Origin of the sequence: Natronorubrum halophilum, assembly GCF_003670115.1 — an archaeon.
GTDB classification, from domain to species: domain Archaea; phylum Halobacteriota; class Halobacteria; order Halobacteriales; family Natrialbaceae; genus Natronorubrum; species Natronorubrum halophilum.
This window is the reverse complement of sequence record NZ_QQTY01000001.1, coordinates 334,988-357,503: the sequence shown is the minus strand read 5'-3', so window position 1 is coordinate 357,503 and position 22,516 is coordinate 334,988. Positions and strand designations below refer to the sequence as shown.

General features: G+C 65.3%; 26 protein-coding genes. 9 read left to right on the top strand and 17 right to left on the bottom strand.

Annotation, left to right across the window (positions count from 1 at the left end; all coding sequences use genetic code 11):
• Window positions 1-20 precede the first annotated feature (20 nt).
• Entirely contained in the window at window positions 21-482 is a 462-nt protein-coding gene (locus DWB23_RS01705) for a universal stress protein (RefSeq protein WP_121741077.1), read from the bottom strand.
• Between the two features lie 167 nt (window positions 483-649).
• Between DWB23_RS01705 and DWB23_RS01700 the strand changes: the two genes are divergently transcribed.
• Window positions 650-1,435 (top strand): class I SAM-dependent methyltransferase, encoded by a 786-nt coding sequence (locus DWB23_RS01700; RefSeq protein WP_121741076.1) that lies wholly within the window; start codon window positions 650-652, stop codon window positions 1,433-1,435.
• A gap of 68 nt (window positions 1,436-1,503) precedes the next feature.
• Here DWB23_RS01700 and DWB23_RS01695 read toward each other — a convergent pair whose 3' ends face one another.
• Together DWB23_RS01695 and DWB23_RS01690 are read right to left on the bottom strand one after the other, a co-directional pair.
• Window positions 1,504-2,700: an MFS transporter gene (locus tag DWB23_RS01695; protein WP_121741075.1), complete on the bottom strand. Its 1,197-nt coding sequence runs from the start codon at window positions 2,698-2,700 to the stop codon at window positions 1,504-1,506.
• Between the two features lie 181 nt (window positions 2,701-2,881).
• A complete protein-coding gene (locus tag DWB23_RS01690; protein WP_121741074.1) occupies window positions 2,882-3,256 on the bottom strand; it encodes a tautomerase family protein in 375 nt (124 codons plus the stop codon).
• A 241-nt stretch (window positions 3,257-3,497) separates the two neighbouring features.
• Here DWB23_RS01690 and DWB23_RS01685 point away from each other — a divergent pair, with 241 nt between their 5' ends.
• Window positions 3,498-5,294 carry an SLC13 family permease gene (locus DWB23_RS01685; RefSeq protein WP_121741073.1) on the top strand — a complete coding sequence of 599 codons (1,797 nt, stop codon included), beginning with the start codon at window positions 3,498-3,500 and terminating at the stop codon, window positions 5,292-5,294.
• Window positions 5,295-5,466: 172 nt separating this feature from the next.
• A complete protein-coding gene (locus DWB23_RS01680; RefSeq protein ID WP_121741072.1) occupies window positions 5,467-5,706 on the top strand; it encodes a helix-turn-helix domain-containing protein in 240 nt (79 codons plus the stop codon).
• Between the two features lie 186 nt (window positions 5,707-5,892).
• On the opposite strand, the gene DWB23_RS01675 is transcribed toward DWB23_RS01680, so the two are convergent.
• The 3 genes from DWB23_RS01675 to DWB23_RS01665 all read right to left on the bottom strand — a co-directional run bounded on the left by DWB23_RS01675 (window position 5,893) and on the right by DWB23_RS01665 (window position 8,829).
• Window positions 5,893-6,864 (bottom strand): SDR family oxidoreductase, encoded by a 972-nt coding sequence (locus DWB23_RS01675; protein WP_121741071.1) that lies wholly within the window; start codon window positions 6,862-6,864, stop codon window positions 5,893-5,895.
• Between the two features lie 174 nt (window positions 6,865-7,038).
• On the bottom strand, window positions 7,039-7,830 hold the full coding sequence (locus DWB23_RS01670) for an endonuclease V (RefSeq protein WP_121741070.1): 792 nt from the start codon (window positions 7,828-7,830) through the stop codon (window positions 7,039-7,041).
• A 63-nt stretch (window positions 7,831-7,893) separates the two neighbouring features.
• A complete protein-coding gene (locus DWB23_RS01665) occupies window positions 7,894-8,829 on the bottom strand; it encodes a rhomboid family intramembrane serine protease (RefSeq protein WP_121741069.1) in 936 nt (311 codons plus the stop codon).
• A gap of 278 nt (window positions 8,830-9,107) precedes the next feature.
• Between DWB23_RS01665 and DWB23_RS01660 the strand changes: the two genes are divergently transcribed.
• From DWB23_RS01660 to DWB23_RS01650, 3 genes are read left to right on the top strand one after another with little or no spacing between them, the layout of a single operon-like run.
• Complete coding sequence (locus tag DWB23_RS01660) at window positions 9,108-9,545, top strand: DUF5788 family protein (protein WP_121741068.1); 438 nt, start codon at window positions 9,108-9,110, stop codon at window positions 9,543-9,545.
• On the top strand, window positions 9,545-11,296 hold the full coding sequence (gene polX, locus DWB23_RS01655) for a DNA polymerase/3'-5' exonuclease PolX (RefSeq protein ID WP_121741067.1): 1,752 nt from the start codon (window positions 9,545-9,547) through the stop codon (window positions 11,294-11,296). The genes DWB23_RS01660 and polX overlap by 1 nt, the downstream gene beginning before the upstream one ends.
• A 49-nt stretch (window positions 11,297-11,345) precedes the next feature.
• Window positions 11,346-11,756, top strand: coding sequence for a Mut7-C RNAse domain-containing protein (locus DWB23_RS01650; protein ID WP_121741066.1), 411 nt, complete (start codon window positions 11,346-11,348; stop codon window positions 11,754-11,756).
• A gap of 35 nt (window positions 11,757-11,791) precedes the next feature.
• Here the strand turns inward: DWB23_RS01650 and DWB23_RS01645 are convergent, their stop codons facing one another.
• Window positions 11,792-11,998, bottom strand: a complete 207-nt coding sequence (locus tag DWB23_RS01645; RefSeq protein WP_121741065.1) for a dodecin family protein — start codon at window positions 11,996-11,998, stop codon at window positions 11,792-11,794.
• Window positions 11,999-12,223: 225 nt separating this feature from the next.
• Here DWB23_RS01645 and DWB23_RS22790 point away from each other — a divergent pair, with 225 nt between their 5' ends.
• Entirely contained in the window at window positions 12,224-12,382 is a 159-nt protein-coding gene (locus tag DWB23_RS22790) for a hypothetical protein (protein ID WP_162989721.1), read from the top strand.
• Between the two features lie 18 nt (window positions 12,383-12,400).
• Here DWB23_RS22790 and DWB23_RS01640 read toward each other — a convergent pair whose 3' ends face one another.
• Entirely contained in the window at window positions 12,401-13,171 is a 771-nt protein-coding gene (locus DWB23_RS01640) for a PHP-associated domain-containing protein (RefSeq protein ID WP_121741064.1), read from the bottom strand.
• Window positions 13,172-13,300: 129 nt separating this feature from the next.
• Between DWB23_RS01640 and DWB23_RS01635 the strand changes: the two genes are divergently transcribed.
• A complete protein-coding gene (locus DWB23_RS01635) occupies window positions 13,301-13,588 on the top strand; it encodes a DUF7565 family protein (protein ID WP_121741063.1) in 288 nt (95 codons plus the stop codon).
• Window positions 13,589-13,798: 210 nt separating this feature from the next.
• Here the strand turns inward: DWB23_RS01635 and DWB23_RS01630 are convergent, their stop codons facing one another.
• A complete protein-coding gene (locus DWB23_RS01630) occupies window positions 13,799-14,236 on the bottom strand; it encodes a transcription elongation factor Spt5 (protein ID WP_121741062.1) in 438 nt (145 codons plus the stop codon).
• A complete protein-coding gene (locus tag DWB23_RS01625; protein WP_121741061.1) occupies window positions 14,236-14,409 on the bottom strand; it encodes a protein translocase SEC61 complex subunit gamma in 174 nt (57 codons plus the stop codon). Before DWB23_RS01625 ends, DWB23_RS01630 begins: the two co-directional genes overlap by 1 nt.
• Before the next feature lie 152 nt (window positions 14,410-14,561).
• Here DWB23_RS01625 and DWB23_RS01620 point away from each other — a divergent pair, with 152 nt between their 5' ends.
• Complete coding sequence (locus DWB23_RS01620; protein WP_121741060.1) at window positions 14,562-14,771, top strand: hypothetical protein; 210 nt, start codon at window positions 14,562-14,564, stop codon at window positions 14,769-14,771.
• Window positions 14,772-14,866: 95 nt separating this feature from the next.
• On the opposite strand, the gene DWB23_RS01615 is transcribed toward DWB23_RS01620, so the two are convergent.
• The 7 genes from DWB23_RS01615 to DWB23_RS01585 all read right to left on the bottom strand — a co-directional run bounded on the left by DWB23_RS01615 (window position 14,867) and on the right by DWB23_RS01585 (window position 22,501).
• Complete coding sequence (locus DWB23_RS01615) at window positions 14,867-15,976, bottom strand: S1C family serine protease (RefSeq protein ID WP_121741059.1); 1,110 nt, start codon at window positions 15,974-15,976, stop codon at window positions 14,867-14,869.
• A 311-nt stretch (window positions 15,977-16,287) separates the two neighbouring features.
• On the bottom strand, window positions 16,288-17,526 hold the full coding sequence (locus DWB23_RS01610) for a mandelate racemase/muconate lactonizing enzyme family protein (RefSeq protein ID WP_121741058.1): 1,239 nt from the start codon (window positions 17,524-17,526) through the stop codon (window positions 16,288-16,290).
• A 115-nt stretch (window positions 17,527-17,641) separates the two neighbouring features.
• The gene (locus DWB23_RS01605) at window positions 17,642-18,709 is read right to left on the bottom strand and encodes a glucose 1-dehydrogenase (RefSeq protein ID WP_121741057.1); all 1,068 of its coding nucleotides are present in this window, start codon (window positions 18,707-18,709) and stop codon (window positions 17,642-17,644) included.
• Between the two features lie 225 nt (window positions 18,710-18,934).
• On the bottom strand, window positions 18,935-19,588 hold the full coding sequence (locus DWB23_RS01600; RefSeq protein WP_121741056.1) for a bifunctional 4-hydroxy-2-oxoglutarate aldolase/2-dehydro-3-deoxy-phosphogluconate aldolase: 654 nt from the start codon (window positions 19,586-19,588) through the stop codon (window positions 18,935-18,937).
• A gap of 106 nt (window positions 19,589-19,694) precedes the next feature.
• Window positions 19,695-20,753: a TrmB family transcriptional regulator gene (locus tag DWB23_RS01595; RefSeq protein ID WP_121741055.1), complete on the bottom strand. Its 1,059-nt coding sequence runs from the start codon at window positions 20,751-20,753 to the stop codon at window positions 19,695-19,697.
• Window positions 20,754-20,997: 244 nt separating this feature from the next.
• Window positions 20,998-21,864 carry an alanyl-tRNA editing protein gene (locus tag DWB23_RS01590; RefSeq protein ID WP_121741054.1) on the bottom strand — a complete coding sequence of 289 codons (867 nt, stop codon included), beginning with the start codon at window positions 21,862-21,864 and terminating at the stop codon, window positions 20,998-21,000.
• A 112-nt stretch (window positions 21,865-21,976) separates the two neighbouring features.
• On the bottom strand, window positions 21,977-22,501 hold the full coding sequence (locus tag DWB23_RS01585; RefSeq protein ID WP_394341740.1) for a multiprotein-bridging factor 1 family protein: 525 nt from the start codon (window positions 22,499-22,501) through the stop codon (window positions 21,977-21,979).
• Window positions 22,502-22,516: the final 15 nt, after the last annotated feature.

The window sequence follows — 22,516 nt, the reverse complement described above, 5'->3', positions numbered from 1 at the left end:
CCCGATCGAACGACGTTTGCTCACTGCTCCGGAACGACCGTCACCGGCCGATCGCTATCGAGGATCACCGCCTGGACGACGCTGCCGAACAGGACTTTGCCGACCGGCGAGCGCTTGCTGACTCCGAGGACGATCACGTCGCTGTCGAGTTCGTCCGCGACCGCGAGGATCGTCTCCGCCGGCCCACCGGTACGCTCGTGGACCGCGTACTCGAGATCGCTCGACTCGAGACGATCGACGGCGGCTTCGACTGACGCCGGAAGTCGATCCGCCTTACGGACGCTCTTGGCCATCTCTTCGGCGTACGTTTCGGAAAACCCGCTGCCGGCGGCCCACTCGACGTCCGGTGTCGTGGCCTCGTCGTGAACGTGGACGACGTCGACCGCGAGGTCGCCGGGAGTCGCGGGGAGTTCGAGGACGGTCTCGACCTGTGCGCGCGCTCGCGACTCGTTCTCGTCGACCGGGAGTAAGACGCGATACATGCGTCGACCTTCGATTCCGAGCGGTAAAGGTGTTCACCGGCGTTCGCGGCGCGTGTGAGGGCGACCGCATCCGAGGCGTTTCGACGAGATCGTCGAAACGCCTCGAACGCGAGCCGATTGCCGGAACATAGATCCGTTTTATCATGTACTCCGCGCAAATAAGGCTCGTGACAGAAGACGATCCGTCCGTCGGCGACCACTACGACGCGATCGCGACGCAGTGGGAGGCGTTCACCGAACTCCCGTGGAAACAGCGACTCCTCTGGCCGACGGTCCGTTCGCTCCTGCCGGAGGTCGCGGGTAAACGCGTTCTCGACGCCGGGTGCGGAGACGGCACGTACTCGAGGTGGCTCGCGGACCGAGGCGCCGACATCGTCGGGATCGACGTAAGCCGTGCGATGATCGACGCGGCTCGAGAGGCGCACGGAGACCACGCCGAGTTCCGACGGGCCGAGCTGACGGACGCGCTCGACGACGTCGGCGATCGACGCTTCGATCTCGTGCTCTGTCAGCACGTGCTCTCTCACCTGCCGGATCTCGAGGTGCCGTACGCCGAATTCGCTCGCGTGCTCGAGCCCGGCGGAACGCTGGTTGTCTCTACGCACAATCCGGTTCACGATTTCCTCGTCGTGCGGGAGCGGGAGTACCCGGATACCAGCGCGATTGACGGGTGGGACCTGGACGCGGTAGTCAGGCCCGAACCGGACGAACCGACCTACCACGACACGGAGGCGTTCGAGATACGCTGGGGCGGTCCGGACAGTTCGAATCCGGGGACGTACTACCGGCGGTCGATGACCGAACTGCTGCGGCCGCTGCTGGACGCGGGCTTCGAAGTACGCGACCTCGTCGAACCCGACCTCCGAGACCTCGACGACGGGAGCGAGGTGGAGATCCCGGCGGAACTGCTGCGGCGGCCGCCGCGCTCGATCTGTTTCCGAGCGGAACGCTGACCATCGCGCACCAGTCGCCCGCGACGAAACGGGCGTCGCTACCGCCCTGCCGACGACCGCCGGCCGCCTCACTCCCGCATCGCCGGCTCGTCGATCGGCGGTTCGAGCCGGACGGCGTACACCAAGAGGACAACGGCGACACCCGTACCGGCGGCGAGCAGCCACCACGCCCCGCGGTAGCCGGCGGTGTCCGCGAGGTAGCCGAACGCGGGCGGGGCGACGACCGAGCCGACGACGAGCGAAAGCTGTCCGGCGGCGGTCGCCCCGCCCATCTCGTCGGCCGCGACCAGCGTCGCCATGTAGGAGTAGTAGATCCCGGTGTTGCCGAGCACGAAAAAGCCCAACAGCGAGAAGGCGACGGCGGCGCTCACCGCGGTGTCGGTCGCGGCGACAACGAAGAACATGGCGGCTCCCGCGAGCGCCTGAACAGTCAGTATTCCGCCGATTCGGACCTGCGGATCGCCGGGCAGGGTATCGCTCAGCCAGCCGGTGACGATGCGACCGACGCTGCCGAACAGTTGAACGAGCGCGAGCACCGCGCCGCCGAAGGCCACCGAGGTGCCGATTTCCTCCTCGACGTAGAGGACGGTGTACCCTGTCGTGGTGAACAGCGCCGCGCCGAGGAAGAACCCGGCCGCGACGAGCACCCGGTACGGACGATTGTGCGAGAGAGCGCGAAAATCGGGGTACTCGGCCTGCCCGCCGTCGCTCGAGCCGCTGTAGAGGATCGCGAAGACGAGGGCGACGACGAGGCCGACGCCCGCGGCGATCAGGAACCCAGCCTGCCAAAAGAGGGCTCCCGCGAGCCCGGTCACGAGCAGCGCGCTGATTCCGCTCCCGGCGGTGACTCCGACCTGCTTGATTCCCATCGCGAAGTTCTGACGGCCCGCCGCGATGCCGTCGTAGATCGCCTTGTTCGTTCCAGGGATCGCAGACGCGTACATCGAGCCGAGGAAGAAGGCGGCCGCGAGCAACAGGGCGTACGTCGGCGCGCCCGCGACCATCACCGCGCCGGCCGCCAGTCCGAGGAGCCCGAGCGTGAGCGAGCGCGTCTCGCCGTACCGGTCGATCAGCGCGCCCACGGGGAGCAGTAAGCTCGCGTATCCGAGCGTCAGCGCCGTCACTACGAACCCCACGGAGAGTCGGGACAGCCCGAACTCGTCTCGAAAGAACGGCGTCGCCGCGAAGACGGTGTAGTAGCAGATACTGGCCGACACCTGCCACAGCGTTACGAGCGCGACCGTCCGCCAGTGCGACCGATCCATCGAACGTCGCGTCCTTTCTCGAGCGTGCGCTTTACTGTCCCGGTGACGGAGAGACGTTCCGGGATGCGTAACCGGCTTCTGCACGCGGTTTTTGCGAGCGCTCGATTCCTCCTCGTCGGGCCGTCCCCTACTTGTCGGGCCGTTCACCACGCGGCGGGTCGCCCACCGATCGATCGTCGCCTTACTCGCCGTCCCACTCCCCGCCGACGCGGTCGACGCCCATCATCTGGTCGCCGGGATGTTCGGTGAAGACGGCTTTCATGTTCTCGTCGGGAACGTCGAACGTCTCGCCGAGGGCGGCGAACGTCTCGAGGGCGAACGCGCGCTTGCGTTCGAACGGCCGTCCCCGCCGTATCTCGGCGTCGAGAAAGACGATCGGACCGTCGACCGCACGCCCGAGGTGGAGGTCCGCCGGGTCCCGCTCGCGGATCGACACCGCGACGTGGCCCGCGGTCGTCGCCATCTCCGTCGTGTAGATGTCGGTCACTCGGTCTGCGAGCGCCGTCTTCTCGGCGGTCGACAGCGAGAGCGTCGCCTCGAACTGTAAGAGCGGCATACCTCGAGTTGGCCGGCCACCGGGTTGGCCGTTTCGATGAATGAGGACTTCCCGCTTCGTCCTCACTCTCGATCGCGACGATTCGACGCGACATCGATCGGTGTCAGAACAAACGGGTCGTCGTTTACAATCTCGGTTCTAACAGTAATTACGGTACCAGCAGCATCCGTCCGCGGCGAATCACAATCGAGGATGCAGAGACCGGTACAGTTTATACGCCCTGTCTGGAACGGACAGAAAAATGGACAGTACGACTCCGAAAACACATCAAAAGTTTATTCGGAACGTCTGGACGTACCTCTGGCGGCTTAACGACCAGACGAAGGCGTATCTCCGACTCGATGGGCCGGCCATCCTCGAGGACATGGACGAGATGACCGCGGAGGAGAAACGTCTCGCGCGGAAGGCGTTCGCCGACGGTGGCCGCGATCCGGGCGACGGAAACGGACCGAACGCGGGAGCGGACGCCGGCGGAAACGGTCCGGACGACGACCGGAGTCCGTTCGACGTCAGCGGTTCGTACGGCCTCCGACAAAAAGTCGGGTTCGGACTCGGACCGGTGCTGTTCGCGCTCATCTTTCTCTCGCCGACGCCGGAGGGGCTCACGCCGGACGGACAGGCCGTCGCTGCCGTCACCGCGTGGGTCGCCGTCTGGTGGATGTCCGAGGCGATTCCGATCCCCGCGACGTCGTTGCTCCCGATCGTGTTGTTCCCGCTGACCGGCGCGCTTCCGGCCGCGGAGACGACGCCCTCCTACGCCAACCCGCTGATCTTCCTCTTTATGGGCGGTTTTTTCCTCGCGATGGCGATGCAGCGGTGGGGACTCCACCGACGCATCGCGCTGCGAACCATCAAGGCCGTCGGCACCGAACCCTCGAGGCTCATTCTCGGGTTCATGCTCGCGACGGCGTTCCTCTCGATGTGGGTCTCGAACAGCGCGACCGTGATGATGATGGTTCCAATCGCGCTGGCGGTCATCTACCAGACCGCGGATCTGGTCGATGAGACCGGTCTCGACATCGATACCAGCGAAGGAAACTTCTCGTTCGGTATCGCGCTCATGCTCTGTATCGCCTACGGCGCGTCCGTCGGCGGGGTCTCGACGCTCATCGGCACGCCGCCGAACATCCTCTTTGCGGGCCAGGCGCAGGAACTCTTCGGCGAGAGCGTCAGCTTCGCCCAGTGGATGCTCTACGGCGTCCCCATCTCGATCGTCGGACTCGCGGCCGTCTACGTCTACGTCACGCGTCTCGCGATGTCGCCGGAGTTCGATCGGCTACCCGTTGGTGCCGATACAATCGACCGCCAACTCGCCGATCTCGGTTCGATGAGTACGCAAGAACGGATGGTCCTCGTCGTCTTTATCGGGATGGCACTTGCCTGGATCGGCGCAAGCCTGGTCGGCCAGGCCGAACTCGTTCCCGTTCCCGAGGATGCCGACACGATCGTCGCCATCGGCGGCGCGATGGTCCTCTTTACGCTGCCGACCAAGACCGAAGACGGCGACCACACCTTCCTGCTCGACTGGTCGAGCGCCGTCGACATCCCGTGGGGCGTCATCCTCCTCTTCGGCGGCGGACTCGCGATCGCCGCCGGCTTCGGCGAGACCGGTCTCGCGGTCTGGATCGGCGAACAGCTTCAGACGCTCGAGGGCGTCTCGATGGCGCTCATCCTGTTCTCCGTGGTCGTGATGACCATCTTCCTGACCGAGGTCACGTCGAACACGGCGACGACGGCGATGTTGATGCCGATCCTCGCGGGCGTCGCGATCGGCATCGGCGTCCACCCCTTCGGTCTGATGATCGCCGGCGCGACCGCGGCTTCCTTCGCGTTCATGCTCCCGGTCGCGACGCCGCCGAACGCGATCGTCTTCGGCAGCGGGTACATCACGCTGCCACAGATGGCCCGGGTCGGGATCGGACTCAACGTCATCGGAATCATCCTGATCACGACCGTCGCACTCTTCTGGCTGCCGATCGCCTGGGGGATCGACATCACGGCGCTTCCGCCGGAGTTCGTCGAAGCCTGGAACTCGTAGCGACTCGGACTCGAGTCGCCCCGTCGGCGACCGCGACACCGATCGCACAGTCGCCGCGGGGATTATCCGCCGTAATCGCTCGGACGATAGCCGATGGAAATCCCATTCTAACGAACTGGGAACCGTCGGCGAGGTTGATACGGCTGTTCGAGCATGGTTCGTGTGAGACGGAATGCCAACCCACGATTCCCCAGATCACCGACGGGCAGCAGCGATCCTCGAGGCGCTCGACCGTTCCCGTTCGGCGACGGCCGTCGAACTGGCGACCGCCCTCGAGACGCACCCGATGACCGTCGAGCGCCGCTGTCGATCCCTCCAGCGAGACGGCTATCTTCGCCAGTGTACGGGCGGAGCGTACACACTCGCCGAGTCCGACGGTGGACGGAACACGGCGACGAACCCCGCTGACTGACCGGTGTTGCTCGGGGTGCGTCGCCGTCGGTTGGACATCCCATAGCAACGATCCCAACCGTCGACGCGCCCGGTCACGCAACCGCGGGTCGCGGTTCGACGCGATCGGCTTCCGTCTCGTCACCGCTGACCGAACGCTTTTCGTTCGAATTTCGTCCGTCGAACACTCGAGCGTGACGTGGAACGATCAGACGACCTTCCGGAGCAGACCGTAGCCCATGTCACGCAGTTTGTCCGGCAGGAAGCGAGCGTACACGCCGTACGTCGCCAGCGGCCCGACCGGGTAGCGAGACGGCGGTTCGGAAACCGTACTCGCCTCGAGAATCGCCCGCGCGACGTCTTCGGGTTCGGAGGCGAAGGGGCCGCCGCTGCCGCCGCCGATCAGTTGCATCTCGTCGTACAGTTCGTACAGCGTCTCGTAGGCCGGCGTGCGCTCGGATTCGGGGAGTTCCTCGTCGACGCGGTCGGTGAAGTTCGTCTCGACCGGCCCCGGTTCGATCACGACCACGTCGATGTCGAACTCCTCGACTTCGGCCCGTAGCGAGTCGCTCATCGCCTCGAGCGCGTGCTTCGAGCCGGCGTACGCTCCCGACCCGGGGAACGAAATCCGACCGACGATGCTCGAGACGTTGATGATTCGACCGGCACCCTGGGCGCGCATGTGGGGCAGCGCGGCGCGAACGAGTCGATGGGGGCCGTAGACGTTGACGTCGAACTGCCGGTGGAGATCGACCGTCGAGACGTCCTCCATCGGCCCCATCTGGGCGTAGCCGGCGTTGTTGACGACGCAGTCGATCGCGCCGCCGATATCGACGACCCGTTCGACGACGCGCGCGACCTGCTCGGGGTCGGTCACGTCGAGTTCGAGGACCGTACAGCCCGCCTCCTCGAGGTCGGTGATGTCGGCCGTGTTTCGGGCCGTCGCGAACACCTGCCAGTTTTTCGCCAGGAAGGCGTTGGCGGTCGCGCGACCGATTCCCGACGAGCAGCCGGTGATCAGCACGCTCTGCTTGCGGGTGTAGCGGTCGTCCTCACTCGTGGGGGTTTCGGTGTCCCGATCGTCTTCACTTGCGGTGGTTTCGGAGTCACGTTCATCCTCGACGACGGTGCCGTCTAACCCGTCGTCGTCGGTTCCCTCGACGTCCTCAGCGGTGGCCATACGTGACTGGTTCGAGAGACGATACCTAAGTATCGACGGTTTGTCGCGCGAATCGTAATTTTCCGGCCCAACGGGTCTCGTAGTTTCGAGATCGGTGCGTTTCCGGTGGTGGACGGGTCCTCGAAGACGCTACACGCCCTCGGCACCGTCCGTTCCAACCGCCGGCAGACCGCGCTACTCGGCGACCGATCGCTTGGCCTCGGTGGCGTACTGGTCGGCCAGTCGGACGGGGTCGGGAAGTTTGTAGGACGAAGCGAGTGCGAGCGCGACGTCGGCCGCGGTTTCCGGGCCGACGCGATGGCCGGGGCTTACGTACAGCGGGTTGATGTAGCGATCCGGCGAGTCGTACTGCCGCGTCTGGACAGCGTATCCGATCAGGGTGCCGTCGGGCGCGTCGACCCTCGAGTTCGCCTCGATGGGAACTCGCGATCCGGCGGGCAGGTTCTCGGTCTCCCCGTCGGGAGCGCCACAGAGGAGGCTCTTCGCGACGCCGATACTCGGGACGTCCCGGACGACGCCCATGTGGGTCGCGATTCCGGCCTGCCGGAAGTGGATCCGCCCGCTGCCGTCGAAGAGGACGAGGTCGGGGTCGACCGTCAGCGCCTCGAGCGCGTCCAGTATCGGCCGTCCCTCGCGGAACGACAGGAGGCCGGGAATGTAGGGGATCTCGAGGGGCGTCACCGCGTGGACGCGCTCGATCACCTCGCCGCCCTGCATTGCGACGACGGCGGAAAGCGCCCGGTCGAAGTCTCCCTCCTCGTTTCGCAGGAACGACTGGTCGACGCCGACGACGATGGGCGGATCGGCGTCGCTCGTCGCCGTTGCGAGCGGATCGCCGAGCGTCGCGGGGTCGAACGCGAAGTCGTCCTCGAAGACGGCCGCGTCGGCGATTTCGCGCTGTAGGGCTTCCATGTCGTCGCGCGAGAGCGACGCGTCGGGGGCGAGGTCGGGGCGGGGTGCGGTCATCGAACGGACATTGGCAACGGGTGAAAATCAGTGTCGGGGTTGCGCTCGTCTCTCAGCGGGAAATCAGAACCGACGACGGCCGCCGGGACCGCCAGGGCCGCCCGGTCCGCCGGGACCGCCGCCGCCGAGTTGGAACTGACTCGTCGTGCGGACGTTCTGGGTGCGTTTGACGTACTCGCCGTAGCCGAGGCCGATCACGAGGCCGACGAGGTGGGCCATGTGGGCGATGTTCCCGCCGCCACCGGTGCCGATGAAGAAGACGCTGATGAGCGCCGTGAACCCGGTCAGCGCCCAGATCGGGGCGGGGATGATGAAGTAGATGTACACGGTGAGGTTCGGGTTCAGGATCGTCAGCACGCCCATAATCGCGAGTGCAGCGCCGCTGGCTCCGAGAACGCCGGGCGTGGTTGCCGTGACACCGCCCTGCAAGATCTGAATGCCGATCTGCCCGAGACCGGCGAGCGCACCGCTCACGACGAACAGAACCGCGAACTTGTTCGAACCGATGTAGCGCTCGACGAGCGGTCCGAAGAAGAATATCACGATGCTGTTGAACACGATGTGCATGAAGTCGCCGTGAGCGAAGATCGACGTAACCCACGTCCAGACGTACTCCGGATTCTGGGGCGTCAGGACGAACAGCGACCGCATCGTTTCGGGGCCGAGTACCGCGCTCACGACCAACTGGGCGAGGAAGGTGATCCACATCAGCGCGAGGAACGTGTACGTCATGTTCCCGCGGAAGTACGCGAGCGGCCCGCCCGCTCCCGTATTGAACGGTAACCTGTCGGTGAGACTCGAGGCTCTGGACGTACTTCCGCCGCCGTTGACGGAGTCGTCGAAGCCGCTGTCGAAGACCCCCTGGGGGTCGTTCCAGTTTCGCAGTCCCGTACAGTCGTGGTTCTCCGGGAGGCGGTGGTCGGAGCAGTATGTTCCCCCGCAGTGCCGACAGTTGTAGGGCATGCTTTCGTCTTTCCCACACACGTCGCACTTGGCCATTGTACGGGGGTAGGGGTGGCACCGCTAAGGGATTTGGGGTTCGTTCCTCCGACTGAATGGCGGGTCGAATGGGAGGATTACGGCCGTCTAGACGCGTCTTTCGTGTTGCTAACCGATCATACTGGGCGGTATTTCGATCTTACCGACGTTCTCGAGCACCGGTACGACCGGACCCGCTGTCTCGCTACTCCGTGATCGAACGGTCTCGAGACGTCCGTCCCGACTGAACCCCGAGTGCGGACTGTACATTTTTGCCCTCCCAACCCGGATATCGAGACGTGCAAGCATACGAGCGCAAGCAGCTGCTCGAGCGAGTCGAGCGCGATGGCGCGACCGTCGGCGCGGACATCCCCGAGACGATCACCGTCCAGGGCGAGGCGATCGACCTCCGGACGTTCGTCTTCGAGATCAAGCGCCGCGAGACGGTGCCGGCCGGCGAGCGCGACCGCGTCGAGCGAGCGAAGAAGAACCTGCGCCGCGAACGGAACGACCGCCTCGAACGAATCGAGGCGGACGACATCTCTCGCGAGACGGGCGAGGAACTCGCCCAGAGCATCATTGGGATCGATCGCGCGCTGAACGCCCTGGAGAGCCTCGGGCCGACGGATCTCGAGCGCGAGCAGCAGGCCAAACAGGCGGCCGATCGAAAGCGCTGGATGTCGTTCCTGAAGAAAGCCCTCGGCGACGACGGCGGAAGCGCTCGGAGGGGGCGATAATGGCGACCAACGCCGAAATCGCCGGCCGCTTCGAGGAGTTCGCCGACTTGCTCGAGGCCGACGACGTCGAGTACAAACCGCGAGCTTACCGGCGCGCGGCCGAGAACATCCGCGCCCACCCCGTCCCGATCGCCGATCGGGTCGAGGCGGGCGACGAGGAGGTCCTCGAGGAGATCGACGGCGTCGGCGACGCCATCTCATCGAAGATCGTCGAGTACGTCGACACCGGCGAAATCGAGGAACTCGAGGAACTGCGCGCGGAACTCCCCATCAATATCGCCGACATCACGCGCATCGAGGGCGTCGGCCCGAAGACCGCGGGGACGCTCTACCGGGAACTCGGCGTCCGGACGCTCGACGACCTCGAGGCGGTCGCCGAGGCCGGCGAGATTCAGGAGATCTCCGGTTTCGGCCCGAAAACCGAGGAGAACATTCGGGACAACATCGAGTTCGCCCGCGAGGTCGGCCAGCGCCAGCTTCTGGGGGAAGCGCGACCGCTCGCGGACGACGTCCTCGAGTTCCTCGAGGGAGTCGAGGCGGTCGAACGCTGCGAGGTCGCCGGCTCGATTCGACGCTGGCGCGAGACGATCGGCGACGTGGACGTCCTCGTCGCGACCGAGGCGGGCGAGGACGTTATCGAGGCCTTCGTCGGCTGGGACTCGGTCGACAGCGAGATCGAGTCCGGTCCGGAGAAGGCGAGCGTGCGCGTCGGCGAGATCCGGGTCGATCTGCGAGTCGTCGTTCCCGCGGAGTTCGGCTCCGCGTTGCAGTATTTCACGGGAAGCAAGGACCACAACGTTCGGCTTCGGAATTACGCGATCGCCCGCGACATGAAGCTGAACGAGTACGGCGCGTTCGACGTGTCGGCGGTCGACGATCCGGATTCGGGACAGCGCGTCGGCGAGCGCGTCGCGGGCGAAACCGAGGAGGGCATGTACAGTTCGCTCGGCCTCCCGTGGATCCCGCCGGAGCTCCGCACGGATCGCGGCGAGATCGCCGCCGCCGAGAACGGCGACCTCCCGGACCTGATCACGCGCGAGGACGTCCGCGGCGACCTCCACAGCCACACCGAGTGGTCCGACGGCAACACCTCCATCGAGGCGATGGTCGAGGCCGCGGCGGAGATGGGCTACGAATACTACGGCGTCGCCGACCACGCCGAAGGGCCGGGTATCGTCGGCGGAATGGGCCTTTCGGACACCGAAATCATAGAGCAGATCGAGGCCATCCGCGAGGTCGCCGCCGCGAGCGATATCGCGGTCTTTGCGGGCATCGAGGCGAACGTTACCGCCGACGGAGAAATCGGCCTCTCCGCGGAGGTGCTCGAGGCGCTGGACGTCGTCGTCGCGTCGCCCCACAGCGCGCTGGATCAGGACGCGGAGACGGCCACCGAGCGGCTCGTCCGCGCCGTTGAGAACCCGGCGATCGACGTGCTCGGCCATCCCAGTGGTCGACTGCTCAACGAACGCTCCGGGCTGGACTTCGACGCCACCGCGCTCGGAGCGGCCGCCGCCGAACACGAGACGGCCCTGGAGATCAACGCCAACCCGCGGCGACTCGACCTCTGGGGCAGCGCCGTCCAGGCCGCCCTCGAGAACGGCGCACCGATCTCGATCAACACCGACGCACACCAGCCGTCGACCCTCGAGTACATGCGCTGGGGCGTCCACACGGCCCGTCGCGGCTGGGCCGAACCCACGGACGTGATCAACACGTGGGAACTCGAGGAACTGCGCGAGTTCCTGCACTGACCGCCCGCACCGATCGCCGCTTCCCCGCTATGTCACTTTCCTCGATCTCATGTGCGGTGGGATCCGCTCGTACCTGCGGATGTGCGGCTCCGACACCGCCTACGCCGGCGACCGCGGCGTCGAATCCGACGACAACCTTCTCGCGCTCGCGTCTCGTGGGGAACACGCGATCTTGCTCGAGTCGCGCGACGTCGAGGCGCAACTGGCGGAACTCGCGGCTGCAGGGCTCGACCTCACGCTCGCGGACGAGCCGGCGTTCTGCGGGCGATGCAACGGGTCGCTCGAGCGCGTCGACCGGTCAGCATCGACGCCCGGGTACGCACCCGACCCCGCCGGCACCGACGTCTGGCGCTGTCGATCTTGTGATCAGCACTTCTGGCGCGGCAGTCACTGGGAACGAGTCGAAACGACCCTCTCGAAAATCGACGAGGTCGCTGAAGAGCCGATCGAGGACCGCTAATCGGACGGTTGCGTCCTCTGCAACCGTCGTCTGGGTTATCTGTTCAGTACGAACGCGACGTCGAGGGTCGTCCGATACTGTTCGATCGTTCCATCGTCGACTTCCGCCGTCTGCGATTCGATCTCGACTCCGGTGATGTTCTCGAGCGTCTGGTCCGCATCGTCGATCGCGTTCTGTGCGGCGTCTTCCCACGATTCTGTCGAGTTGCCGGTCAGTGTGATGACTTTGACTGTTTCACCCATCGTCCAGTGATAACGGATACCGCGGAACGTGGTAGTCGTTGGGCGTGAGAATGCCGCCTCTGGACGGTATCTGACTGACCATAGCCGAAATCCCGTGCCGGTTAGCGCTGTTCGTACGGGTCTCGAGCGGACGGTCCGACGAATTAGTACACTGACCGCAAGCCGACGGCGTCGACTTACCGACCCAAACCGTTTCGTATTTCGATAGCGAACCGTGCAGAGACCATGTCGAGCGATAACCAGTACCTCGATCGCGCAGGAAAACAGGCGGCCTACATCACCAACGAGTGGAGCAACGACCCCGCGATCATGCAGACGCAGGCGCTCTGTTACGTCGGCTTGCAACTCGAGCGGATCGCCGACGCGCTCGAGGAGACGCAGTAGCCGACGTCTCGCGGTCGGTCAGTAGACGGAGACGTCGTCGAACCGGCCGTCGTAGGCGATGTGGTGTGGGTGCGTCGGCTCGATCCCGGACAGGAAGAGTCGATCGACCTTCTCCCACGTGTTCTCGTACCCGAGATGGACGAGTTCGCGAGCCATCGTTCGCCACCGCCTACCGCCGTTGTGGTGGACGACGCGACGCGCGACGCCGTCCTCGAGCGCGCTCACGAGATCCGCTTCGGTTTCGATCGCCGTTTCGAACGCGGTGTAGGCCACACCGACCGAACTCGGAAGGTGCGCGTACGACGACGTAAAGGGCGGGTACCCCAGCGTCTCGGCGAGCTCTCTCGCCCGCCGGTTGTGCGATGGAAGGTGTTTCGAGTTGAAAATTTCGACGGCGTCGACGACGTCCCCGTACGCTCGGAGATCCGCTTCGGCGAGGCTCACCGTCGCGAACTCGGGGTGAGGGACGAGAACCGCTGCTCCCTGTCGTTCGAACTCCGCCATCGCGGTCTCGAGCGGGATGAAATCCGGCACCGGCTCCTCGAGACCGATCGCCAGTACGTGCTTTCGCTCGCGCCACGATCCGGTAAACACCTCTCGCGCGGGGAAGACCAGCAGATCCTCGCTCGAGTAGCGGGCCGCCCGTCGCTGAATTTCCGGGAGTCGAGTGAAGTGAGGTGCGTAGACGATCGCATCGAGCCCCGCGGCCTTGCCTCGCTCGACGACCGCGTCGTCGAGCACCTTCACGTGACAGTCCACTCGAGTTTCCCTTGCTCTACCGTCGCTCACGACCCCCTCTTTCGAGAGATCCGAGTTATGAATTCTGATTCGATCTCCACTCGACGGGTACCGATCACCGCCACCACCGGCTGCGAAAGTATCATTAGGCTAGCCACTCGACTCCCGTAGTGAGAGTGAATGGCTTGGGAATGCGGAATCGACGGCTGTGGGGCAGTGTTCGAGGACGTCGAGTCGACCGTCGTTCATCAGGCGACGGAGCACGAGCGACGAGAGTGTAGCGTCTGCGGGACCGTCGTTCCCGACGGGTACCTCGCGATTCGACACGCATTCACCGAGCACAGTCGCGCCGAGTACGTCCGCGCCTACGGCGCGAGTTCCGAGGACGTCCGCCAACGAGAGGAACTCCTCGAGGAGATCGAAGACGTCGCGGACATGCAGACGATCGCGACGGAACTCCGACGATAGCCGTCTCGAAGATCGCCGTCACGGACTGCCCGCGCGTCGCTCCGTTTTACGAACGACAGTATAACATCGGGGATCGTCTGCGGTCCGACAGCCGGCGGCTCGCGGGCACTGTCTGCTCACGGCGCACCGCGCCGTTCGCATGATCCGACGAACTATCGTTCGTCGCTATATTCAGCGCGGCGGAGCCGCGCTGACTGCTTGACGAGCGCGTTAGCGCTCGTCACTGTCCAGCACGCGAATCTGGTCTCCGCGCACCGTCACCGGAATCGGGACCGTCGCTTCGTACAGTTCGACGGTCACCTGATCCTTGCCCTCGTCGATGCGCTGGACCTGCGCCTTCTCGCCTTTGAACGGGCCGGCGATGAGTTCGACGATGTCCCCCTCGGCGATCCCCTCGACGTCCGGCTTGGGTGAGAGGAAGTGTTCGACCTCCGAGATGTCGGAGTTGCCGGGCACGATGCTCCGGGCGTGAGGGATATCCTCGAGCACGCGCTCTAAGACGGCGCTGCCGTCCGCCTCGACCATCACGTAGGAGGTCAGCGAGTCCGGGGCGAGCGCGGCGTGGATCTCCGGCTCCTCGCGGTTGATAATCATGTCCGCGACGGTGCGCTCCTGGCTCGCCGTCGTCTTCACTGCGTGAATACCCATTAGAAACCACCAGTCAGGAAGAGCATGACGACTCCAATAAGGAAGCCGATGAGCCCGATCAGCAGGATTCCTGCGCCGGCGATCTTTGACACCTGAAGGAACTCCTCAGTCGTGGGTGTCGTTGCCATCTTTAACACCCGAACGTACGAGGTCAGGTCGTACGGAACGTCCATGTATGTCTGTTTACAACGCGGCGTCTTTTATCTGTCTTTCGTGTCCGGAGACGTACCGGATCGCGATCACCGCCGAAAGTGAGCGAAAACGGGGCCGACGTTGCACTTGACGGCCCGGCGGTCAAACTCCTTCGCGACGAACCTCACATGTCATGGCCGAAGACGATGCCGACAGAGCGAACGAGTACGAGGCGGAACGGGAGGCTGAAATCGAGGACGAACTCGAGCGCGTCGACCAGGATCCCGACCAGGTCGACGACGGGAGCGGCGACCTCGGGACACAGAACGCACCCCGCGAGGACGCGGACGAACTCGAGGATATAGAAGAGGCGGAGGACGTAGAAGAGACAGGAGCGGAGTGATCGAGCCGATCTGGTGGACGGCGACGTGATCGAAATCGGCGGCCGCGCTTCGGGAAGGGTGTATCCGATCGAACTCGCGAACGAAAACCGATTCGTCAGGGCAGGTCGGTCTCCGGTCGCGACTCGAGCGTCACGTCGACGGTCTCCCGATCGCCGTCGCGGATGACTTCGATGGAAACCGTTTCACCGGGAGACGTATCGAGGGCGAGCGTCGACGCGAGGAGTTCCTGATTCGGAATTTCCCGATCACCGATAGCGACGATCACGTCGCCGCCGACGGGAACGGCGTCGCCGTCGACGGTGGTTTCATCGTCCGCGGGTTCGAGAACGCCGTCGGCGGGTGCGTCCGGAACGACTTCGGTGACCAAGACGCCCTGTGGATCCTCGAGATCGTTGGCCTCGGCGACCAGCGGACTGACGGGGAGAACGCCCACGCCCAGGTAGGGGTGTTCGTACTCGCCGTCCTCGACGAGCGCGGGAGCGACGCGCTCGGCGAGTTCCGCGGAGATCGCGAAGCCGATCGTCTGGCCGGCGCCGGCGAAGACGATGCCGATCACGTCCCCGTCGAGATTGACCAGCGGGCCGCCGCTGTTGCCGGGGTTGACCGGCGCGTCGGTCTGTATCGCGGCGGGAATCGAGAACCCGGACGGGCTCGGGAGCGATCGGTTGATGCCACTGACGATGCCCTGCGAGATCGACGCGTCGAGACCGAGCGGGTTACCCAGCGCGAGGACTTCGGTGCCGACCTCCGGCGTCCCGTCGGCGAACGAGAGCCCGTCGGATCCGTCGGGCATATCGTCGACGGACAGCACGGCGATGTCGCTCTGGACGTCGGTGCCCACGACCTCCCCCGTTCGCCACTGTTCGTCGCGAAACTGGAGTTCGGCCTCGGACGCTTGGCGGACGACGTGGTTGTTCGTCACGACGTAGTCGTCGACGACGAATCCGGATCCGAGGCCGCCCGGATCCTGCTCGTCGGTGCCGAAGACGTTGACGAGAACGACGTCGTCGATGGTTTCCTCGTAGATGTCCGTGTACCGGCCCGATCCCTCGGCCGTCTCGTCCTGGAGCGTTCCGCTCGAGGCGTCGATGACGCGCGGGTCGGCACTCGCCGCCGCGGAGCCGCCGATCCCGAGCATCGCGGCAGTTCCGGCGCTCACGCGCAGGAGTTGACGGCGCGTAACTCGTGTCTTCTCTGGCGACATGTTCCCTGTCACCCCGACGAGTGCAATAAAATGCCCACCAGCACGGCCATCTCCTCGGATTCGGTGACGGTCTCTCGAAAACGGACAGTAGCTGGGTAACTTCCCGCAGGCCGTCTTCCACCTCGGGTTGACCGATAGCGTTTCGATCCCTCGCCCGACGAACGCCGATCGAATTGTATCTCGCGCGGGCGCTCGAGGCCGACGGGGACGCGACTCCCGACCGTTTCGATCCGGAACGCATCGAGACGCCGTTCCGGCGCGGTGACTCGCCCGACCGGTAAGCGGTGGCGGTCGGGAATCAGTCGCGAGCGCTATTCCTCGTCGAAGAGGTCTTCGCCGTCGACCATGTGCTCCTCGACGGTGTCCATATCCAGCGTGACGCCGAGACCCGGCTTTTCCGGGATTTCGATGGAACCGTCCTCGATGACGTCCTCCTCGACTAGATCCTCCCACCAGCCGAGTTCGTAGGAGTGGTACTCGACGGCCAGCGAGTTCGGGATCGCCGCGCCGACGTGGGCGCTGCCCAACGTTGCGATCGGCGAGGCGACGTTGTGCATCGCGACCGGCACGTAGTAGAGGTCGGCCATATCCGCGATCTTCCGGGTCTCGCGCATCCCGCCGACTTTGGGCATGTCGGGCGCGATGATGTCAACCGCTTGCTCCTCGAGCAGCCGGCGCTGTCCGTGGGTTCGGTAGACGTTCTCGCCGACGGTGATCGGCGTCGTCGTACTCTGGGTGACCTCCCGCTGGACGTCGTGGTTCTCCGGCGGCACGGGGTCCTCGAGCCACCAGATGTCGTACTCCTCGAGTCGCTTCGCGAGTCGCTTCGCGCTGCCGCCCGAGAACGTCCAGTGGCAGTCGAAGGCGACGTCGGCTTTGTCCCCGACGCGTTCGGTGATCGCCTCGACGATCGACGCCTTGTGTTCGATCTCGGGGCCCCGCAGGTGGCGGTTCGCGCGATCCTTCTCGTGACCCGATGGCACGTCGAGGTCGAACTTCAGCGCATCGTAGCCAAGTTCTTCGACGACGCGTTCGGCCTCGTCGGCGCAGGCGGTCGGATCGGCCTCGTCTTCGGTGTGACAGTCACAGTAGACGCGGACCTCGTCGCGGTACTTCCCGCCGAGCAACTGGTAGGCGGGGACCTCGAGGATCTTGCCCGCCAGGTCGTGGAGGGCGACCTCGACGCCGGCGATCGCCGTGACGGTGACGCCGCCGATCGAGCCCTCGCCGGACATCTTCTGGACGAGATGTTCGGTCAGGCGATCGATGTCGAGCGGGTTCTCGCCCTCCAAAAAGGGCGTCATTCGTTCGATCAGTTCCGGCACGCCCGCGCCCCAGTAGGCCTCGCCGGTCCCGACGATCCCCGCGTCCGTGTAGATGCGCACGAGCGTCCACGGGAAGTTGCCGTCGACCATCGTCGTCTGGATGTCCGTGATCTCGACGTCGCGGCCACCCCCGCGTTCGCGCGTCACGTTCATCGTCTCCGCCGAGAGCTCCCGCATCGTGTACTCGGCGTTCGGGTCGTGTAGCTGTGAGTAGTCGACTCCCATGGGTAAAATTCTTACTTCGAAAATAGTAATAGTTTCTATTCGCGGACTGCCGACAACCGTTCGGGTCCGTCTCGAGGCGGTCGAATTGAAAGCGGACGGTCACGTCCGAACGGAATCAGGTGGTGCCGAATTCGACGGCCGTCTTGATAACGTTGTCGCCGGTTTCGAACGCGTCTTCGAACTCCTCGAGCCCGTAGACGCCGGTGACGAACTCGTCGGTGAACCACGTCGGCAGCTGCGAGAGGGTGTCCACCGCGGACTCGAAGTGGCCGCGGTGGGAGTTGACGGTTCCCAACAGCGCCTTGTTGTGGAGGACGAGTTCTCGGTGCAGGCTGCCGCCGTCGACCTCGAACTCCCAGGGTTCGGGGACGCCCAGCAGGACGCCGACGCCGTTAGGCGCGAGCGCGTCGATCGTCTCGAAGGCGTGTTTGGCGTGTCCGGTCGCCTCGTAGACGAGATCCACCGACTCGTGGACTTCGGGAATCTCAGGGACGGGGGTTTCGCGGGAGTCGACGTACGTCGCGCCCAGTTCGTCGATGAGATCGATCGTCGGATCGGGTCGGTCGCTCCGGCCGAGGCAGTACGTGCGATCGACGTCGAGTACCGCCTCGAACATCGCGAGGGTGACGAGTCCGAGCGCACCGTTCCCGAGGACGAGCGCCGATTCCGGCTCCCAATCGAACGCGGATCGGGAGGCGACTGCGTGCTCGATGGCCTTCTCGGTGATGCTGATCGGTTCGACGAGGAAACCGAGCGGCGCGAACCGTTCGGGAATCGAGACGAGGTACTCCTCGGGGCTGGTGAAGTACTCCGCCATGAAGCCGTGTGCGCCGACGATACCGCGTTCGACGTACTCGTCGTCGGGTGCCATATCGGGTTCGCCGCGGTCGAAGTACTCGTTGGAGACGGCTGGCGGCCGTCGAACCGTCGGGACGACGAACTCGCCCTCCTCGAGGTCCGTTCCGTTCGAATCTTCGACGACGCCGACGGCTTCGTGGCCGAGGACGAGTCGCGTCGCACCCTCGGGAAGCGCGCCGTGACGACCGGCGATGACTTCGTGATCGGTTCCGTCGACGCCGACGCGAAGCGTGCGAACGAGCGCTTCGCCGGGTGCCGGATCCGGTCGTGGCATCTCGACGAGGGCGGGTTCCCCGGTGCCGGGCTCGACAGCGATCGCGTTCATATCTCGAAGCAGGGACGCGTCTGATAAATATTTACCGTATCCGTAGTAAATTATTTTGAACGGCGGTCGGCTATCGGTAGTAACTATCGCGATCGACGGGCGGGCGTAGCGTCGGCCGTCGCTCGCCCGGGGAAACGGCTCGTAAGACGACGACGAAACGCGGTGGCGGACGGCGAAAGCGGCGGTCGACGAAACGATGTAAAAGAAGGGTACCGGCGAACGAACTCACTCGCTCCGGGCGGATTCGACGGCGTCGACGAACGCAGCGGCGGTCTCGCGGACGCGGTCCATGTCGTCGTCGGCGATCGCGTCGTAGTCGACGATCGCACCGCCAGCGCCGACGGCGACGGCACCCGCGTCGAAGAAGTCGCCGACGTTGTCGGGCGCAACGCCGCCGGTCGGGATCACGTCGACGTCGCCGAGCGGGCCTCGGATCGCGCCGATGTGTCCCGGTCCGACGGTCGAGGCGGGGAACAGTTTGAGGACGTCCGCCCCGGCCTCCATGGCGGTGACGGCCTCCGTCGGCGTCATGACGCCGGGTGCCGAGAGGATTCCCTGGCGATTGCAGAGTCTGACGGTCTCGACGTCGGTGTTCGGCGAGACGACGAACTCGGCTCCTGCGTCGATCAGCGACTGCGCCGTCGGCGCGTCGAGGACGGTCCCCGCACCGACGATCGCGTCGGTATCCGCGAGTTCGCGGTCGACGGCGGCGATCTGCTCGCTCGCGCGCGTTCCGTCCGCGGTGATCTCGAGCGCGTCGACGCCCCCTTCGTGGATCGCTCGAGCGACGGGGACGATCCGGTCCTCGTCGATCCCGCGGAGAACGGCGACCACGCCGCCGTCGACGATTCGGTCCCTGATCGTCCGCGCGTCAGTCATGCCTTCCTCCGGCCGCAGGCTGGTGACAGGTCATCACGACACGACGTTTGCGGCCCTCGCTCAAGAAATTTACTCATGGGCGAGAAATAAGCCGGTCGAAGCGGGCTCAGTCCTCGAGCGGTTTAACCGTCACCGACTCGGCCTCGAAATCCTCGAGGAACGCGCCGGTGCCGCCGATGGTGTAGCGCTCGCCGTCGACGTCGAGTTCGAACGCGTTCTCGATCGGAACCGTCGACGTGGCCGGGCGGACGAGACTTTGTCGGACGGCGACGACCTCGCCGGAGAGCGTCGACGGAAGGACCCGGTCGCCGACCGGCGAACCCGTGACGGTCACTTCGATCCGGCTATCGGTGGCGCGGTGCAGGGCGATCTGGAAGACCGCGTTGCGGAATCCCTCGAACGTACTGGGCAGTTCACCGGGTGCGGTGATGTACCGTTCCTCGGCGGTCGGCCAGTAGTTCGCCAGAAACGAACCCACGAAGACGGGTGCGAGCTGCAGCTGCGAGATGGCGATCGCGCGCGTCTCGCTCGTCGACGTCGTGAGCATCTGCGAGGGGGCGAGCAGTCCGTGGCGGCCGTCGACCGTGAGCATCGTCGGCACGAGCGCGTCCCACGTGCGGACCGTACTCGCCGTGCCCGCCAGCGACGCGATGTCCTGTTCTTCGTCGGTCCCGCCCAGCAGGAGCAACACGAGGACGCCCCGGTCGACGGTCTCCTCGAGCGTCGACCGGACCCGTGGCAGCATCTCGGCGGGCAGCGAGAGCGTGACTTCCGTCTCGGCGCGCACCAGCAGGCTCTCGATGCGCTTGAGTACCGTCTGGCGGGACTTGATCACCTCGAACTCCTCGCCCGTGCGTTCGGTCGAGGTGTAGCGCGAGCGCAGCTCCGGTTCGATCGCTTCGACGCTCTGTGACAGCCGTTCGATGACCGTCTCGGGCTGGACGGGGCGAATCACCGCCGGCACCGAGTGGTCGTCGACCTCGACGAACCCGCGTTCCTCGAGTTCTTCGCTGATGCTGTAGACGTAGCGTTTGGATACGTCGGCAGCATCGGCGATGGTGCTCGCCTTCGACTCTCCGTGTTCGAGAATCGCGAGATAGGTGTCGATCTCCTTTGCCGAGAGGCCGAACCGCTCGAGCAGTTCGGCGAGATCCGCGTGTTCCATGGGTGTTCAGTACCTCACGGATTGGTCGGTCACGGTAAAATATTCCCGGTCCGACGGCTCTCGAGTCCCATCGCGGACGAGATCCGCAATCGACGGCCGATATCGACTCGGGCCCTCACAGTTAAAAAGTTAGAACATATATTTCAACAATTTTCATTGGCGCGCGGCTGCTCTGTACGGTCGATGGAACTACACGGCGCTCTCAACGATTACAAGCGCTCTCGAGGCAGTCTCTGCCATCTCGTCAGCGCGCGTCCAGCCGGTCGAGTTCGTCGTGAATGCCGTCGATATCGACGTCGAGCGCCCGCGTCGCGGCGAACACTGCGCGCTTTTCGGCCGTCCGCCGTTCGATCGCCCGCGGGCCGACGGCGAGTTCGATCCGCGTCAGCCCCTCCTCGGTAGCCGACCGGCCGAGCACCGTCACCGGTCCCACCTCGCGCGTGTTCCGGACGTGCGTCCCGCTACAGGCCGTGACGTCCCACGTATCCCGTGCACTCGGCAGCGCACCGCCGTTCCCGTTGTCGTTGTTGTCCCCGATCGAGACGACTCGCACTCGCCCCTTCTCGATCGCGTCCGGCGTTCGCTCTTCGTCGAATCCGATTTCGTCGCGCTCGCGCGCACTCGAGATCGGCACGTCCTCCCACGACACCGGCCGAGACTCCCAGACCACTCGGTTGAGCAGTTCGTCCAGTTCGATCAGCGTCCCGTCGTCGATCGACTCCGTCTCGAGCGTGACGCCGACCGTCTCCTCGCTGATCTCGAGGCCGGCGTACGCCGGCTCCTCCTCGAGCGATCGTACGGCGGCACCGTAGAGGACGTGACTGGCCGTGTGGGCTCGCATGCAGTACATGCGAAACGACCAGTCGATAGAGCACAGCACGCGGTGGCCGGACTTGAACGACGGCTCCTCGGCGAGCACGTGGACCTGCTCGCCGCCGTCCAGTTGCACGTCGGTGACGGCGATGTCGCCGACCGTGCCGTGATCGGCCGGCTGACCGCCGCTCGCCCCGAAGAAGTAGCTCGTCTCGAGCCAGACCGATCGCCCGTCGACGGCCGTCACCTCGGTCTCGAATCGCGTGGTGTACGGCTCTCTTGCCGCCCGTTGCGTCATGAGGTGGAGTCTATCCTCCGCAATGAAAAGTCTGCTTGCCGAGCATCGCCCGCCGGCGTCGACATCGAACGCGTAGACTGCCGTCTAACGGAACCGTATCGAACCCGTCTCGTTACTCCGCCAGCGTGACGTCCAGGCGCTCCTCGAGCGCCTCGATCAACCCGCCACCGACGCCGGCCTGGGTCGCCCGGCCCTGCTCGACGGCGAGAATCGCCTTCTCGCGCGCGCCGAGTTCCTCCGCGAGTTCCTCGCGCTGGAGGCCGGCGTCCCGGCGGGCCTCGACCAGCACCTCTCCGTAGTCGGAGACGAGGTACGGGAGTTGATCGTCGTCGTAGTTCGTCCCCTCTTTCTCCCAGTGTTTGGAGTCGCCGTCCCAGACCGGGTTCGCCTTGGCGACGTTCCGGGCCGCCTTCTTCTTGCGATTCAACTCGTCGCTCGAGGCACTGTCCTGCCCCTGGGAACTCCGCTGGGACGATCGCGAGCGTTTCTGATTGTCGTCGTGGGGTGCACAGTCGGGACAGACCTCGAGTTCGGCACCGGCGACGCTCGCGAGGCGAAGCGAGTCGCTCTCGGCACCGCAGAGTTCGCAGTTCGTCGCGCCGCTGCCGGAGGACGAACCAGTCGAATACTTAGCCATGGTACCTTTTCGCAA